Source organism: Rhodococcus sp. IEGM1339 (assembly GCF_050321925.1).
Classification (GTDB): domain Bacteria; phylum Actinomycetota; class Actinomycetes; order Mycobacteriales; family Mycobacteriaceae; genus Rhodococcus; species Rhodococcus pyridinivorans.
In genome coordinates this window covers 159,633-176,086 of sequence record NZ_JBNQFT010000004.1, presented here as the reverse complement: position 1 = coordinate 176,086, position 16,454 = coordinate 159,633, and the positions used below count along the sequence as shown (strand labels likewise).

The window sequence follows — 16,454 nt, the reverse complement described above, 5'->3', positions numbered from 1 at the left end:
CGTCACCGGCCCTCCCCGGGCGGCTTCGACGTGCCCTGTCGTCGCTCGGCGCTAATGTCGGTTCGATGGCACACGACCCGATTCCGCGCTCGCCGGGATGGATTTCCCGGCTCGTCGCCGAATGCCTGAAACACCGCAGAACAGCCGTCGGGGCGCTGGCCGTCACCGTCGTCGCCGCCCTGATCGACATCACCTTCCCACTGCTGACGAAGGTCGCGGTCGACAGCGCGACCGGGCAGGGCGACGTGCCCGCCGACGACCTGCGCCTGATCGGGCTGGCCGCGGCTGCGATCGCGGCAGGTGCGGTGATCCGGTTCGGCTGCCAGTACGGGCGCCGCATGCTCGCCGGACGCCTGTCGCTCGACGTGCAGCACGACCTGCGGTTGCGCCTGCTCGGCTCACTCCAACGTCTCGACGGCCACGGTCAGGACCGCATCCGCACGGGTCAGGTGGTCTCGCGGTCCATCACCGACCTGCAGCTCGTGCAAGGGCTGCTCGCGATGGTGCCGATGTCGGCGGGTGCGCTGCTGCAATTCGTGCTCGCGCTGGTGATCATGACGACCCTCTCGCCGCTGCTCACGCTGGTCGCGGTGGTCATCGTCCCGATCATCGCGGGTCTCGTGCGGGTCGTGCGCCCGAGGCTGTTCGCCGCGACCTGGTCGGCGCAGCAGCGCGCGGCCGATCTCGCCCAGCACGTCGAGGAGACGGTCACGGGCGTGCGGGTCGTGAAGGGATTCGGGCAGGAATCGCACGCGGTCGACCAACTCGAGGAGCACGGTCGCAGGCTGTACGCGGAGCGTCTGCGTGCCGCCCGGATCAACGCGTGGTTCTCGGCGCCGATGGGTGCGATCCCGCAGTTCGGGCTCGTCGCCACCATCGCTCTCGGCGGCTGGCTCGCCCTCGAGGGCGGAATCACCGTGGGCACCTTCGTGGCGTTCACCGCCTATGTGGCGACGATGACGGGGACGACCCGCACCCTCTCGCAGGTCGTGATCATGGCGCAGCTGTCCCGCGCCGCCGTCGAGCGGGTGTACGAGGTGATCGACACCGAACCCGACGTCGCCGATCCCCCGCATCCCGTCGAACTGCCCGACGGTCCGCTCGGGGTGCACCTGGAGGACGTGACGTTCGGCTTCGGCGACGACCGGGACGTACTGCGCGGCCTCGACCTGGAGATCGCGCCCGGCGAGACCGTCGCGATCGTCGGCCCGGCCGGGTCGGGCAAGACCGTGCTGTCGCTGCTGCTCCCCCGCTTCTACGCGCCACACCGCGGGTCGGTGTGCCTGACCGCGGACGGCCGCGACATCGACGTCGCCACGCTCCGCGCCGACGATCTGCGCGGGGCGGTCGGCCTCGTCTTCGACGAGCCGTTCCTGTTCTCCGACACGGTCGCGTCCAACATCGCGCTCGGCCGGCCCGACGCGTCGGACGACGAGATCCGCACCGCGGCCGCGGCGGCACGCGCCGACGACTTCGTCGAGGCCCTCCCCGAGGGTTACGACACGGTCGTCGGTGAACGCGGCCTGACACTGTCCGGTGGGCAGCGGCAGCGGGTCGCGCTGGCGCGGGCACTGCTCGTCGATCCGCGGGTGCTGATCCTCGACGACGCGACCTCTGCGGTCGACGCCGAGACCGAGGCTGCGATCTACGGCGCGTTGCGGGCGGGTCGGCGCCGCACGACCCTCGTGCTCGCCCATCGGCGGTCGACGCTCGCACTCGCCGACCGGGTCGCCGTGCTCGACGAGGGACGCATCGTCGACATCGGGACGGTCGACGAACTCGAGGAGCGCAGTCCCGTCTTCCGGCGTCTGCTCTCGACCGACGACGACGCCGCACCGGCACCGGAACGCCCGGTTCCCGCCGGTGAGTTGTGGCCCGAGGAACCGGACGACGATGAGCCGTCCGGTACCGTTCGGAATCCTCCGGCGGTCGGTGGAGGTCGCGGCGGACCGGCGGGCAGTGGTGGCCGCGGCGGGCCGGTGTCCGGGGCGCTCGGCGCGGTGGCCCCGACCCCGGAACTGCGCGCGGCCGTCGACGCGCTTCCCCCGGCCACCGAGACCCCCGGACGCGATCCGGCCCTGCGGTCCGAGGCCCTGCGCCTGCCCGACCCGCAGTTCCGATTGTGGACGACGCTGCGCCCGGTGCGCGCACTGCTGGCGGTCGTCGTGCTGTGCCTGGCGGTGGAGTCGCTGACGAGCATCGCGTTCCCGTCGCTGGTGCGGTACGCCGTCGACCGCGGGGTGACCCCGGGCGATCCGTCCCGGCTGTGGCAGGCGACCGCCGCGGGTGTGGTGCTCGCGCTGCTCGGCTGGTTCGTGGTCGCGATCCTCACGGTGCTCACCGCGCGGGCGGGCGAACGGGTGTTGTTCGGGCTGCGCGTGCGCTCGTACGCGCACCTGCAACGGCTCGGGCTCGACTACTACGTGTCGGGCCGGATCATGACGCGGATGACGACCGATGTGGACGCGCTGTCGCAGTTCATCCAGACCGGCCTGTCCACCGCGGTCGTGGCGGTGCTGACGCTCACCGGTATCTCGATCGCGCTGATCGCCACCGATCTGTCGCTGGCCCTGGTAGTGCTGGCGGTGCTGCCCGTGCTGGTCGGCGCGACCCTGTGGTTCCGGAAGGTCTCCGGGACGGCGTACGCGCAGTCCCGCGAACGCATCTCCCTGGTGAACGCGGATTTCCAGGAGAACGTCACGGGTCTGCGCGCCGCCCAGGCCTACCGCAGGGAGGAGACCGCGGCGCGGCGGTTCGCCGAGCGCGCGGAGGCCTATCGGCGCAGTCGCCTGCGGTCGCAGCGGGCCATCTCGCTGTACTTCCCCTTCATCACTTTCCTGTCCGATCTGGCGCTCGCGGCGGTCGTCTTCGTCGGCGCCCGCGAGGTGGCGTCGGGCGCGGTCGGCCCCGGTGTGCTGATCGCGTTCGTGCTGTATCTGAACCTGTTGTTCGCACCCATCCAGCAGTTGTCGCAGGTCTTCGACGGTTACCAGCAGGCGCGCGTCGGTCTGCGCCGGATCGGCGACCTGCTGCGGACCGAGAGCTCGCTCGAGTCTGCCGAGGAGGGCACGGTCGCCATCACCGGGCACCTCCGCGGCGACGTCGACCTGCGGCAGGTGGGCTTCCGGTACAGCGAGGCCGACCGTGACGCGTTGAGCGATGTGGACCTGTCGATCCCGGCCGGTTCGACGGTCGCCCTGGTGGGCCGCACCGGTGCCGGGAAGTCGACGGTCGTCAAACTGCTCGCCCGGTTCTACGACCCGACCTCCGGTTCGGTGCGGGTGGACGACACCGATCTGCGCAGTTACCGTCTGCGCGACTATCGGGGCCGGCTCGGGGTGGTGCCGCAGGAGGCGCACCTGTTCACGGGCACGGTGGCGACCAACATCGCCTACGGCCGGCCCGAGGCGACGCGCGAGGAGATCGAATCGTCCGCGCGCGCCGTGGGGGCGCTGGACATGATCGCGGGACTCGCCGGCGGCATGAACCATCCGGTGGGTGAGCGCGGTCAGGGTCTGTCGGCAGGGCAGCGTCAGCTCATCGCACTCGCGCGCGCCGAACTGGTGGACCCCGATCTTCTGTTGCTCGACGAGGCCACCGCGACCCTCGATCCCGCCACCGAGAAGGCGGTGCTCGAGGCGGGTGCGCGGGTGGCCCGCTCGCGGACGGCCGTGGTGGTGGCGCACCGTCTCGCGACCGCCGCACGCGCCGATCTCGTGGTGGTCGTCGACGACGGCCGTATCGTCGAGTGCGGGCCCCACGACGAGCTCCGCCGAGCGGGAGGTCTGTACACCACTTTGTGGCAACTCGCTACCGGTGGTCTCGTTCCGGAGGAGCCCGAGGTCCTGCTCACTTCGACGACGGAAGGATCGAACATGAGATCGTCCTCACGTTTGTAACGGGGTGCGCGCTGCGCCGATGCACCTTAGAGGGAATAATCGGCTCTCGAGAACCGTCATCGATGGAGACCCCATCGCACCAGATTGTGAGGTAGCCCACCGACATGCGCGGTCAGTTCGGATCGTCACATGCCACGGGCTAGCCTCATATTCACAGGCGCTCCGATCGGGTACCGAAGAAAGAAACGAGGCGAACAACTGCCGTGAGCAGCAGCTCTACATCACAGTTCGGACAGAACCAGTGGTTGGTTGACGAGATGTACCAGCGCTTCCAGGACGACCCTTCGTCCGTGGACGCGAGTTGGCACGAATTCCTCACCGACTATTCGCCGGAAGCCGCGGTGGCCGGAGGCACCAACGGCTCCGACACCGCCACGACCGAGAAGCCCGCGCCGAGCACAGCATCTGCGCCGAGTTCCTCCGCTTCGGCCCCCACCAAGCCTGCACCGAAAACCGAGACCGCGTCGGCGAAGCCCGCACCGCAGGCCGAGGCCGCGCCGGCCAAGCCTGCACCGAAGGCGGAGACCAAGCCTGCGACGCAGCCGAAGGCCCAGGCCGCGCCCGCGAAGCCGGCTCCCAAGCCCGCCGCGGCCCCGTCGGGTCAGGCCACCGAGGAGAAGAAGGTTCTGCGTGGCGCCGCTGCTGCCGTTGCGAAGAACATGAACTCCTCGCTGTCGATCCCGACGGCCACCAGTGTTCGCGCGGTGCCCGCGAAGTTGATGTTCGACAACCGCATCGTCATCAACAACCACCTCGCCCGCACCCGGGGCGGCAAGGTCTCGTTCACCCACATCCTCGGTTACGCGATCGTCCAGGCGGTCAAGGCGTTCCCGAACATGAACAACCACTTCGCCGAGGTCGACGGCAAGCCGAACCTCGTCGTGCCCGCGCACACGAACCTCGGTCTCGCGATCGACCTGCCCGGCAAGAACGGCCAGCGTTCGCTTGTCGTGGCGGCCATCAAGAACTGCGAGACGATGAACTTCGCGCAGTTCTACTCGGCCTACGAGGACATCGTGCGCCGCGCCCGCGACGGCAAGCTCACCGGCGACGACTTCTCCGGCGTCACGATCTCGCTGACCAACCCGGGCGGTATCGGTACCGTGCACTCGGTCCCGCGTCTGATGCAGGGCCAGGGCGCGATCATCGGCGCCGGCGCCATGGAGTACCCGGCCGAGTTCCAGGGTGCGTCCGACGCGCGGCTCGCCGAGATCGGCATCGGCAAGCTGCTGACGCTCACCTCCACCTACGACCACCGCGTGATCCAGGGCGCGGAGTCGGGTGAGTTCCTGAAGAAGATCCACGAGCTGCTCATCAGCGACGACTTCTACGACGGCATCTTCCACACCCTGCACATCCCCTACGAGCCGGTCCGCTGGCGCAAGGACGTGCCGGAAGGTCTCGTCGACAAGCACACCCGTGTGCTCGAGCTCATCGCCGCCTACCGCAGCCGCGGCCACCTCATGGCCGACACCGATCCGCTGCAGTTCGTGCGCGACAAGTTCCGGTCGCATCCCGATCTCGACGTCACGACCCACGACCTGACGCTGTGGGATCTCGATCGCGAGTTCAATGTCGGTGGCTTCCACGGCCGCCAGAAGATGAAGCTGCGCGACGTGCTGTCGGTGCTGCGCGACGCGTACTGCCGCCACGTCGGTGTCGAGTACACCCACATCCTCGAGCCCGAGCAGCAGCAGTGGCTGCAGGAGCGGGTCGAGGCGCACCACGTCAAGCCGACGGTCGCCCAGCAGAAGTACATCCTGAGCCGCCTCAACGCCGCCGAGGCGTTCGAGACGTTCCTGCAGACCAAGTACGTCGGTCAGAAGCGCTTCTCGCTCGAGGGCGCCGAGTCCGTCATCCCGATGATGGACGCGATCATCGACCAGGCCGCCGAGCACACGCTCGACGAGGTCGCCATCGCGATGCCGCACCGCGGTCGCCTGAACGTGCTCGCGAACATCGTCGGCAAGCCGTACTCGCAGATCTTCTCGGAGTTCGAGGGCAACCTGAACCCGGCCGCTGCGCACGGTTCCGGCGACGTGAAGTACCACCTCGGCGCCGAGGGCACCTACATCCAGATGTTCGGCGACAACGACATCAAGGTCTCGCTCACCGCGAACCCCTCGCACCTCGAGGCGGTCAACCCGGTGCTCGAGGGCCTCGTCCGCGCCAAGCAGGACATCCTCGACAAGGGCGAGGACGGCTTCACCGTCCTGCCCTTGCTCCTGCACGGCGACGCTGCGTTCGCCGGTCAGGGCGTCGTCGCGGAGACCCTCAACCTCGCGCTGCTGCGCGGCTACCGCACCGGCGGCACCGTGCACATCGTCGTCAACAACCAGGTCGGCTTCACCACCGCGCCGGAGCACTCGCGTTCGTCCGAGTACTGCACCGACGTGGCGAAGATGATCGGCGCGCCGATCTTCCACGTCAACGGCGACGACCCCGAGGCCTGCGTGTGGGTCGCGAAGCTCGCCGTGGACTTCCGCGAGAAGTTCCACAAGGACGTCGTCATCGACATGATCTGCTACCGCCGCCGCGGTCACAACGAGGGCGACGACCCGTCGATGACCCAGCCGGCGATGTACGACGTGATCGACACCAAGCGCAGCGTCCGCAAGAGCTACACCGAGGCCCTGATCGGCCGCGGCGACATCTCGCTCAAGGAAGCGGAAGACGCCCTGCGCGACTACCAGGGACAGCTCGAACGGGTCTTCAACGAGGTCCGCGAACTCGAGAAGTACCCGCCGGAGCCGTCGGAGTCGGTCGAGCTCGACCAGACCCCGCCGAAGCGTCTCGACACCTCCGTCGACCGGCCGGTGCTCGAGCGGATCGGCGACGCCTTCGCCGAGGCGCCCGAGGGCTTCACCGTCCACCCGCGCGTCAAGCCGGTGCTCGAGAAGCGTCGTGAGATGTCACGCAACGGCAAGATCGACTGGGCGTTCGCCGAGCTGCTCGCGTTCGGTTCGCTGGCCGAGGAAGGTGCCCTGGTGCGCCTGGCCGGTCAGGACTCGCGTCGCGGCACGTTCACGCAGCGCCACTCGGTCATCATCGACCGCAAGACGGGCGACGAGTACAACCCGCTCGCCTCGCTGGCCAACCAGGCCGGCAACGGCGGCCGCTTCATGGTCTACGACTCGGCGCTGACCGAGTTCGCGGGTCTGGGCTTCGAGTACGGCTACTCGGTGGGCAACCCCGACGCGCTCGTGCTGTGGGAGGCGCAGTTCGGCGACTTCGTCAACGGCGCGCAGCCCATCATCGACGAGTTCATCTCGTCCGGTGAGGCCAAGTGGGGTCAGCTCTCCGACGTCGTGCTGCTGCTGCCGCACGGCCACGAGGGCCAGGGTCCCGACCACACCTCGGGCCGCATCGAGCGCTGGCTGCAGCTGTGCGCCGAGGGTTCGATGACGGTCGCGGTTCCGTCGACCCCGGCGAGCTACTTCCACCTGCTGCGCCGCCATCACCTCGACGGCATCCGCCGCCCGCTGGTGGTGTTCACGCCCAAGTCGATGCTGCGCAACAAGGCCGCGGTCAGCAACATCGAGGACTTCACGCAGGGCAAGTTCCGCTCGCTGCTCGAAGAGGTTCCTTACGAGGAGGGCACGGCCGACCGGTCGAAGGCCACTCGTGTGCTGCTCACCTCCGGCAAGATCTACTGGGAACTGCTGGCGAAGAAGCAGAAGGAAGGTCGTGACGACGTCGCGATCGTGCGCATCGAGCAGCTGTACCCGGTGCCGCGTCGCCGCATCGCCGAGACGCTCGAGCAGTACCCGAACGCCACCGAGTTCTTCTGGGTCCAGGAGGAGCCGGCGAACCAGGGTGCCTGGCCGTTCCTCGGCCTCGCGCTGCCGGAACTGCTGCCCGACAAGCTCAGCGGTATCAAGCGCGTGTCGCGTCGCGCGATGTCGGCACCGTCGTCCGGTTCGAGCAAGGTCCACGCTGTCGAGCAGCAGGAGATCATCGAGAAGGCCTTCGGTCGCTAGAAGCTCCGTTTCGGATCCTTCGGGTCCTTGACGGTTCTCATGTGAGCCGGGTCGGTTCGTCCCCGCGAGGGGCGATCGACCCGGCTCACGCCTTTTTCCGGTGTGTTTCGGACCGGGCACGACGGGCACCCTCCGGAGGACCCCCGATCGTGTCCTGCGAGGAGCTACCGATGGCAAATCCGACCGTGGCCGACTACCTGTTGCACCGCCTGCGCGCGTGGGGGGTGGACCACGTCTTCGGATATCCCGGCGACGGCATCAACGGGATCCTCGCCGCCTGGACGCGCACCGGCAACGATCCGGTCTTCGTGCAGTCCCGGCACGAGGAGATGAGCGCCTTCGAAGCCGTGGGCTATGCGAAGTTCACGGGCCGGCCCGGGGTGTGCATGGCGACCTCCGGCCCGGGCGCGATCCATCTGCTCAACGGCCTGTACGACGCGAAACTCGACCACGTTCCGGTGGTGGCGATCGTGGGCCAGACCGACCGTTCAGCGATGGGCGGGTCGTACCAGCAGGAAGTGGACCTGCACACGCTGTACAAGGATGTGGCGTCGGCGTTCGTGGAGACGGTGACGGTGCCCGAGCAGTTGCCGAACGTCCTCGACCGGGCGATGCGCACCGCCATCGCGTACCGCACTCCCACGGCAGTCATCATCCACGGCGACGTGCAGGAACTCGAGTACTCCCCGCCCGGCCACGAGTTCAAGATGGTGCCGTCGAGCGTCGGCTTCGACCGTCCCCGGATCACACCGGACGACGACGCGATCCGGCGGGCCGCGGAGATCCTCAACGCCGGGGACAAGGTGGCGATACTCGTCGGCAGCGGCGCCCGCGGTGCGCGGGCGCAACTCGAGCAGGTCGCGGATCTGCTCGGCGCCGGGGTGGCGAAAGCCTTGCTGGGCAAGGACGTGCTGTCGGACGAGTTGCCGTGGGTCACCGGATCGATCGGGTTGCTGGGCACGCGGCCCACCCACGAGATGATGACCGGCTGCGACACGCTGCTCATCGTCGGTTCGTCCCTCCCCTACAGCCAGTTCCTGCCCGAATACGGCCAGGCCCGCTGCGTGCAGATCGACATCGACCCGAACATGATCGGCATGCGCTATCCGAACGAGGTCAACCTCGTCGCGGATGCCGCCGCCGCGCTCGACGCGCTCGTCCCGCTGCTGCAGCGCAAGGAGGACCGGTCATGGCGTGAGGGCATCGAGCAGAACGTGCAGCGCTGGTGGCAGACCATGGGACAGCAGGCGGAGGTCGAGACGGAGTTCGTCAATCCGCTGCGGATGTTCGCCGAGACCTCACCACGACTGCCGGACGATGCGATCGTCACCGCCGACTCGGGTTCGGCCGCCAATTGGTATGCGCGCCAATTGCAGTTCCGCGGTGACATGCGCGGTTCGCTGTCGGGCACCCTCGCGACGATGGGTCCGGCGGTGCCGTACGGGATCGGCGCGAAGTTCGCGCATCCGGGTCGTCCGGTGGTCGCGTTCGCCGGCGACGGGGCGATGCAGATGAACGGCATGGCCGAGCTGATCACCATCCAGCGGTACTGGCAGCAGTGGACCGATCCGCGGCTCGTCGTCGCGACCATCCACAACAACGATCTCAACCAGGTCACCTGGGAGATGCGTGCGATGGGTGGGGCACCGAAATTCGCGGAGTCCCAGTCGCTTCCGGACGTCGACTACGCTGCCTTCGCGCGCAGTCTCGGGCTGGGCGGCGAAACCGTGAAGTCCTCGGACGAGATGGGCTCGGCCTGGGATCGCGCGCTGGCCGCGGACCGTCCGACGGTGCTCGACGTGTACACCGATCCGGACATGCCGCCGATCCCGCCGCACGCGACGTGGGAGCAGTTCACCGATGTCGCCAAGGCCGTGCTCGCCGGTGACGAGAACCGTTGGGGCTTCGTGAAACAGGGCGTCAAGACGAAGCTGCAGGAGTACCTTCCCGGAAACGATCGCTGAGAAACCCACCGGCCGGAGCAGCGTCACCAGCCGATGAGTGGAGCGAATGTGCCGCCAGCGCAACGCCGGACAGCGCCGCGATGGCCAGTTCGACGAACTCGTCGCGGGTGAGTTCGGGATCGCGTAGCCACGCGATGGTCGTGTCCTCGACGAAGGCCACCCAGCCGCGCACGGCGAGCCGCACGGCGGGCGTCGGCTTGATCCCGATGGCGGGCAGGTGCGCGACGGTCCGGTCGACGAGCGCTGTGCGGGTGTCCTCGAAGGCCGCCCGCATGTCGGGGTCGCCGCTGGTGGCGCCGCGCAGGATCGAGACGTACATGTCGCGGCGCCGGGTGACGTAGTCGACGTACGCGACGAGCGTGCCGCGCAGCATCTCGATCGGTTCGAGACCTTCGTCCGGTGCGGTGTACTCGACGAGATCCTGGCCGACGCATCGCACGAGTTCGACGTGGTAGTCGTGCTTCGAGGCGAAGTAGTGGAACAGCAGCCCCTTCGAGACCCCGGCCCGGTCGGCGACCTCGTCGACGGAGATCTGCTCGAGGGGCCGGTCGGCGAGCAGTTCGAGACCCTGTTCGATCAGCTGGGCCCGGCGTTGGGCGGGACCGAGGCGGGTCCGGCGGGGTCCGGGACTGTCGTCTGTCACGTCCACCATGCAAACACCGTTATTGAATTATGGTCAACAAGTGTTGACCAGGTCACTGGAACGCTCTAACCTCGAGTACATGAGTCTTCCGGTTACAGATACCGTCGCCGACGCGGAGATCCGTCAGGTCGACACGCTGATCATCGGCAGCGGGTTCGCCGGGCTCGGTGCGGCCATCCGACTGTCGCAGGCGGGCAAGGACTTCCTCGTGCTCGAACGCGCCTCCGAGGTGGGCGGCACCTGGCGCGACAACACCTACCCCGGCGCGGCGTGCGACGTGCCGTCGAACCTGTACTCCTACTCGTTCGCCCTCAACCCCGGCTGGACGCGCTCGTTCTCGCCGCAGCCGGAGATCCAGGAGTACATCCGCTCGGTCGCCGACCGGTACGACGTGCGGCGACGCACTGTCTTCGAGTGCGACGTGCAGACGGCCCGCTGGAACACCGCGACGCACCGCTGGGACGTGGCCACCACGCGCGGGAAGTACAGCGCCAAGGTCGTGATCTCCGCGGTGGGCGCCCTGTGCGAGCCGTCGCTGCCCGACATCGAGGGCATCTCCGGTTTCGAGGGCGAGATCTTCCACTCGGCACGGTGGAACCACGACGCCGACCTCGCCGGCAAGCGCGTCGCGGTCATCGGCACCGGCGCCTCCGCCATCCAGATCGTGCCGGCCATCGCCGGCACCGTGGGCCATCTCGACGTCTACCAGCGCACGGCACCGTGGATCCTCCCCCGCTTCGACCGCGAGTACACCGCTCCCGAGCGGTTCGCCTTCCGGTTCATCCCCGGCTTCCAGCGCCTTTCACGCGCCCTGCAGTACACCGCCCGCGAGACGCAGGTCGTGGGTCTGGCCAAGGCGCAGGCCTTCATGAAGCCGCTCGAGCTCGCCGCGCGCATCCAGGTCCGGCGGCAGATCCGCGACAAGGAACTGCGCCGGAAGGTCACGCCGAACTACGGTATCGGCTGCAAGCGCATGCTGATCTCGAACAACTACTACCCCGCGCTCGACCGGCCGAACGTCGACCTCGTCACCGACGGTATCGCCCGCGTCACCCCGCGCGGCATCGTCACGAAGGACGGCACCGAACGCGAGGTCGACGCGATCGTCGTCGCGACGGGCTTCCACGTCACCGACTCGCCGACCTTCGCCGGCATCTTCGGCGAGGAAGGCCGTTCGCTCGCCGAGGTCTTCGACGAGACCGGCATGCGGGGGTACAAGGGCAGCTCGGTCGCCGGCTTCCCGAACCTGTTCTTCCTCGTCGGACCGAACACCGGACTCGGCCACACCTCGATGGTGTACATGATCGAGTCGCAGCTCGAATACGTCGTCGACGCCATTCGCACGATCGATCGCAACCGCATCGGCACGGTCGAGGTCCGCGAGGACGTGCAGGACGAGTACAACCGCGACCTGCAGCGCGCGATGCGGTCGAGCGTGTGGAACAACGGCGGGTGCGCGAGCTGGTATCTCGACAAGCACGGCAACAACACCACGCTGTGGCCGGGATTCACCTTCGAATTCCGCCGTATCACCCGCAGATTCGACCTCGAGGCGTACCGTAGCGTCGCCGAATCGGATCTCCCCGTCGCCACCGACCGTCCCGCGCAGGAGCGCACGTCCCGAGAGGCAGCAGTTCGATGAGTGATGTCGCAGGCCGGGTCGTCGTCGTCACGGGCGCGGGTTCCGGGATCGGCCGGGCCCTCGTCCTCGCCCTCGCGGCCCGAGGCGCCCGCCTGGCGATCTCGGATGTCGACACCACAGGGCTCGAGGAGACCGCGCGTCGCGCACGGGAACTCGGCGCCGAGGTGAAGGCCGACCATCTCGACGTCACCCAGCGCGAGAAGGTCCTCGAGTACGCCGAGCAGGTCGCCGCCCACTTCGGCGCGGTCCACCAGGTGTACAACAACGCGGGCATCGCCTATCACGGCGACCTCGAGCGCACCGAGTTCAAGGACATCGAGCGCGTGATGGACGTCGACTTCTGGGGAGTCGTCAACGGCACCAAGGCTTTCCTGCCGTATCTCATCGCGTCGGGCGACGGCCACCTGATCAATGTCTCGAGCCTGTTCGGTCTGCTGAGCATCCCGGGTCAGGCGGCGTACAACTCGGCGAAGTTCGCCGTGCGCGGCTTCACCGAGGCGGTGCGGCAGGAGATGCTCGTCGCGCGGCATCCCGTACAGGTCACGTGCGTGCATCCCGGTGGTATCAAAACCGCGATCGCGCGCAACGCCGCCGTCCCCGACGGCGACGACCAGGCGACCTTCGCGGAGTTCTTCGACCGCAAGCTCGCACGCACGACCCCCGAGGACGCGGCGAAGACCATCCTCACCGGTGTGCGGAAGAACAAGGCGCGTGTACTGATCGGCGCCGATGCGAAGCTGCTCGACGCCTTCGTCCGCGTTGCCGGACCGGCCTATCAGCGTGTCGTCGCCACCGTGACCTCCCGGGTCGTGCCGAGGGGATAGGCTGCGGCATGCCTCCGACACCGCAGCTGTCACCGCGGGTGGCGCGTACCGCCCTGCGTCCTCTCTTCCGTGCCCTGCTGTCGCCGCGCTGGTCGTTCGCCACGCAGCGCCGGTTGCTCGACCTCGCGGCGCCGTTGCAGTTCCTCCCGAAGGACACCGTGGTGCGCCCGATCGGTCTGGCGGGACGCCCCGCCGAGCGGATCACGGTGGGCGCCACCGAGCGGACCACGGCGATCCTGTACCTGCACGGCGGGGCGTACACCGGCGGGTCGCTCGCCACGCACCGCTCGCTCGCGGCGCATCTCGCCGCCGCGTCCGGAGCGGCCGTGTACGTCCTCGACTACCGGCTCGCGCCCGAGCATCCCTATCCGGCGGCGTTGAACGACGCCGAGGCGGCCTATCTCGAACTCGTCAGCGAGCACGGCTTCGAGGTGTCGAGCATCGCGATCGCCGGCGACTCGGCCGGCGGTGGCCTCGCCGCGGCCACCACACACCGGCTCGTCGACCGTCACGGGATCACCCCGCCGGCGCTCGGATTGTTGTCGCCGTGGACCGATCCGGCCGCCCGCGACCTGCCCGACGTGAACGACGTCGTTCTGAACAAGGGCTGGGTGTATTCCTCGGCCGAGGCGTATCTCGCCGGAGGCGATCCCACCGATCCCGGTTACGCGCCCATCCACGCCGATCCCACGGGTCTGCCGCCGACGCTCATCCAGGTGGGCACCGCGGAGATGTTCCACCCACAGGTGCGGCAGTACGCCGAGAAGCTCCGGGCGGCGGGCGTCGAGGTCACCCTCGTCGAACAACCCGAGCTGTGGCACGTCGCGCCGTTGCAGGCGTCGCTCGTTCCCGAGGCCGCCGCGGCGATCTCCGACTTCGGTGTGTTCCTCCGCGACCGGATGGGCACCCGCGCGGGCTGAGTACTCGCGGGGTGCCGTTCACGCTCCGGCGTGTTCGTCGATCCATTCGCGGGCCACGGTCTCGGGATCGTCTCCCTCCTCGACACGCGCACGCAGTTCGGTGAGATCGCTCGTGGTCAGTTCACCCGCGATGGTCCGCAACGCGTCGAGTTGTGCCTCGTCGAGGGTGCCCTTGCGGAAGACCGGGACGACGTTCTGGGCCGGCAGGACCGGGGCGGGCGCATCGTCGGCGTTCGTGTCGTCCTGCGGGCTGCGGTCGGGTGCGTCGGGCACGGTGCTCACGGGCGAATCCGCGTCGATCTCCGCGAGGGCGGACGACGTCGTGGTGGTTCCGACGACCGTGTCGGGTTCCGACGCGACGGCGACGGACTGTGCATCCTCGATCCGTCGCACCTCGCGCGGGCGGCAGTCGGCGCGTTCGAGGGCGGTGAGTCCACCGGCGGTGTCGAAGTCCTCGGTCACTGCGAAGGTCAGGTCGGCGCAGCGGCCGGCGAGGTCGGCCACGCGGCTCACCGACCATTGCGTGAGCCGTTCGCGGTCGGCGAGCAGCACCGCGCGGTCCTGCGCCGAGGCGTAATCGGAGATGGTCAGTTCGTCGGGCAGTGCGCGCGCCAGCGCTTCGAAGACGTCCTCGGCGTCGGTCGCGTCGGCACCGGGATCGTAGGACGCGAGCAGCCGTCCCGTGTAGCCGGGGATCAGCGTGAGATCGGCGGCGTCGAGCGCTGGGGTCGGATCGGCGACACCGGAGCGGACCTGCACGTCGATCCCGCTACTGCGCAGCGCTCCCGCGTACAGCTGCGCGAGCAGTTCCTCGTCGGGCCGCTCCCCCGCCCCGACGATCACCGTCGTCGACGGTGCCGCCTCGTCGAGAACGGGCGACGCACACCCCTGGAGCACGGCCGCCGCCGCGCATGCGGTGAGCACCGTCGCCGCGACCGGCCGGATCCGTCTCGCTTCGTTCGCCACGGCGGTCATTGTCGCCCACCGGTGCGCCACGGTCCGCACGTGCCCGACCGTCCGGCCCGCCGAGACGCCGAACGCCCCGGTCCGGAACCCTTGTGCGGTTCGGATCGGGGCGTTCGGTGCGATCTCGCCGGGAGCGAATCCCTAGTCGGTGACGCCTTCGGCCTTCGCCGCGGCCGCGACGGCCTCGGCGACGGCGGGCGCCACGCGCGGATCGAGCGGGCTCGGGACGATCTTGTCCGCAGCCAGTTCGTCACCGACGACCGAGAGGATGGCCTCGGCGGCGGCGAGCTTCATGCCCTCGGTGATGCGGCGGGCACCTGCGTCGAGAGCGCCCTTGAACACACCGGGGAAAGCCAGCACGTTGTTGATCTGGTTCGGGAAGTCGCTGCGACCGGTCGCCACGATCGCGGCGTGCTTGTGGGCGATGTCGGGGTGGATCTCCGGATCCGGGTTCGACATCGCGAAGATGATGGCGTCGTCGGCCATCGTCGCGACGATCTCCTCGGGCACGGTGCCCGACGACACGCCGAGGTAGACGTCGGCGCCGTCGAGCGCCTCGGCGATGCCGCCCTTGCGGCCCTCCGGGTTGGTGCGGGAGGCCAGATCGGCCTTGATCTCACCGAGATCGGTGCGGTCGGAGGAGATGATGCCCTTCGAATCGAGCACCACCACATCGCGCGCACCGGCGGCGAGCAGGATGTTCGTGCACGCCACGCCGGCAGCTCCGGCGCCGGAGATCACGATGCGCAGGTCGGCGATGTCGCGGCCCTGCACCTTCACCGCACCCTTGAGGGCGGCCAGGGCGACGATGGCGGTGCCGTGCTGGTCGTCGTGCATGACCGGGCAGTCGAGCGCCTCGATGACGCGCTTCTCGATCTCGAAGCAGCGCGGAGCCGAGATGTCCTCGAGGTTGACGGCGCCGAAGGACGGACGCAGCCGGATGAGGGTCTCGACGATCGCGTCGGGATCGGTGGTGTCGAGCACCAGCGGGATGGAGTTCAGGCCCGCGAACTTCTTGAACAGCGCGGACTTGCCCTCCATCACCGGCAGCGAGGCACGTGCGCCGATGTTGCCGAGACCGAGGACCGCGGTGCCGTCGGAGACGACGACGACCAGGCGGTTGGTCCAGGTGTAACGGTCGACGAGGGTCTCGTCGGCGGCGATGGCCCGGCAGACCTGGGCGACACCGGGGGTGTATGCAATGGACAGATCGCGCTGGTTCTCGAGCGGCGCGGTCAGTTCGACCGACAGCTTGCCGTCGACGTGACTCGAGAAGATCTCCTCGTCCGTCAACTCGAGCTTCTGAGGGGTAGGTGCATCAGACACAATTGACACGATCACACTCCTGCGTGTTCCGAGTCGACCTCTGGACTCGGTTGCTGCGAAAACACCGCAGTTCGATGCATCTCACACACGTGCATGCATCGAGTTGCAGCGCTTCGCCAAGGACATTGGATTGAAGCTTCCGGGCGCGATCACGACTGCCGCTGTACAACGCTGTACGGCTTCCGGAACGTGATGGAGCCGGGGCGGGTGGCCCTGGCATCGAGCCCTGGGTGATCTAGCCCTGGGTGGGTCTGCCATCCTTCGTCCGATTCCGGGGTATTCCGGCTTTC

Annotated in this window: 9 protein-coding genes; 6 read left to right on the top strand and 3 right to left on the bottom strand. The window is 68.6% G+C overall.

Annotation, left to right across the window (positions count from 1 at the left end):
- Positions 1–65 precede the first annotated feature (65 nt).
- From ACQR3U_RS07430 to ACQR3U_RS07420, 3 genes are all read left to right on the top strand, one after another.
- Positions 66–3,899 carry an ABC transporter ATP-binding protein gene (locus tag ACQR3U_RS07430; RefSeq protein WP_230810097.1) on the top strand — a complete coding sequence of 1,278 codons (3,834 nt, stop codon included), beginning with the start codon at positions 66–68 and terminating at the stop codon, positions 3,897–3,899.
- A 203-nt stretch (positions 3,900–4,102) separates the two neighbouring features.
- Positions 4,103–7,879, top strand: a complete 3,777-nt coding sequence (locus ACQR3U_RS07425; RefSeq protein ID WP_112319971.1) for a multifunctional oxoglutarate decarboxylase/oxoglutarate dehydrogenase thiamine pyrophosphate-binding subunit/dihydrolipoyllysine-residue succinyltransferase subunit — start codon at positions 4,103–4,105, stop codon at positions 7,877–7,879.
- A 170-nt stretch (positions 7,880–8,049) separates the two neighbouring features.
- Positions 8,050–9,843, top strand: coding sequence for a thiamine pyrophosphate-requiring protein (locus tag ACQR3U_RS07420; protein ID WP_230810096.1), 1,794 nt, complete (start codon positions 8,050–8,052; stop codon positions 9,841–9,843).
- Here ACQR3U_RS07420 and ACQR3U_RS07415 read toward each other — a convergent pair.
- Positions 9,800–10,495, bottom strand: coding sequence for a TetR/AcrR family transcriptional regulator (locus ACQR3U_RS07415; protein WP_230810095.1), 696 nt, complete (start codon positions 10,493–10,495; stop codon positions 9,800–9,802). The genes ACQR3U_RS07420 and ACQR3U_RS07415 overlap by 44 nt on opposite strands.
- A gap of 70 nt (positions 10,496–10,565) precedes the next feature.
- On the opposite strand from ACQR3U_RS07415, the gene ACQR3U_RS07410 reads away from it, so the two are divergent.
- From ACQR3U_RS07410 to ACQR3U_RS07400, 3 genes are read left to right on the top strand one after another with little or no spacing between them, the layout of a single operon-like run.
- The gene (locus ACQR3U_RS07410) at positions 10,566–12,128 is read left to right on the top strand and encodes a flavin-containing monooxygenase (protein WP_006554318.1); all 1,563 of its coding nucleotides are present in this window, start codon (positions 10,566–10,568) and stop codon (positions 12,126–12,128) included.
- Positions 12,125–12,952, top strand: a complete 828-nt coding sequence (locus ACQR3U_RS07405; RefSeq protein WP_019288078.1) for an SDR family NAD(P)-dependent oxidoreductase — start codon at positions 12,125–12,127, stop codon at positions 12,950–12,952. Before ACQR3U_RS07410 ends, ACQR3U_RS07405 begins: the two co-directional genes overlap by 4 nt.
- Positions 12,953–12,960: 8 nt before the next feature.
- A complete protein-coding gene (locus tag ACQR3U_RS07400; RefSeq protein WP_006554316.1) occupies positions 12,961–13,872 on the top strand; it encodes an alpha/beta hydrolase in 912 nt (303 codons plus the stop codon).
- An 18-nt stretch (positions 13,873–13,890) separates the two neighbouring features.
- Here ACQR3U_RS07400 and ACQR3U_RS07395 read toward each other — a convergent pair whose 3' ends face one another.
- Both ACQR3U_RS07395 and ACQR3U_RS07390 read right to left on the bottom strand, forming a co-directional pair.
- Positions 13,891–14,847: a glycine betaine ABC transporter substrate-binding protein gene (locus tag ACQR3U_RS07395; RefSeq protein WP_019288076.1), complete on the bottom strand. Its 957-nt coding sequence runs from the start codon at positions 14,845–14,847 to the stop codon at positions 13,891–13,893.
- 132 nt (positions 14,848–14,979) lie between these two features.
- Positions 14,980–16,173, bottom strand: coding sequence for an NAD(P)-dependent malic enzyme (locus tag ACQR3U_RS07390; RefSeq protein WP_033097302.1), 1,194 nt, complete (start codon positions 16,171–16,173; stop codon positions 14,980–14,982).
- Positions 16,174–16,454 lie beyond the last annotated feature (281 nt).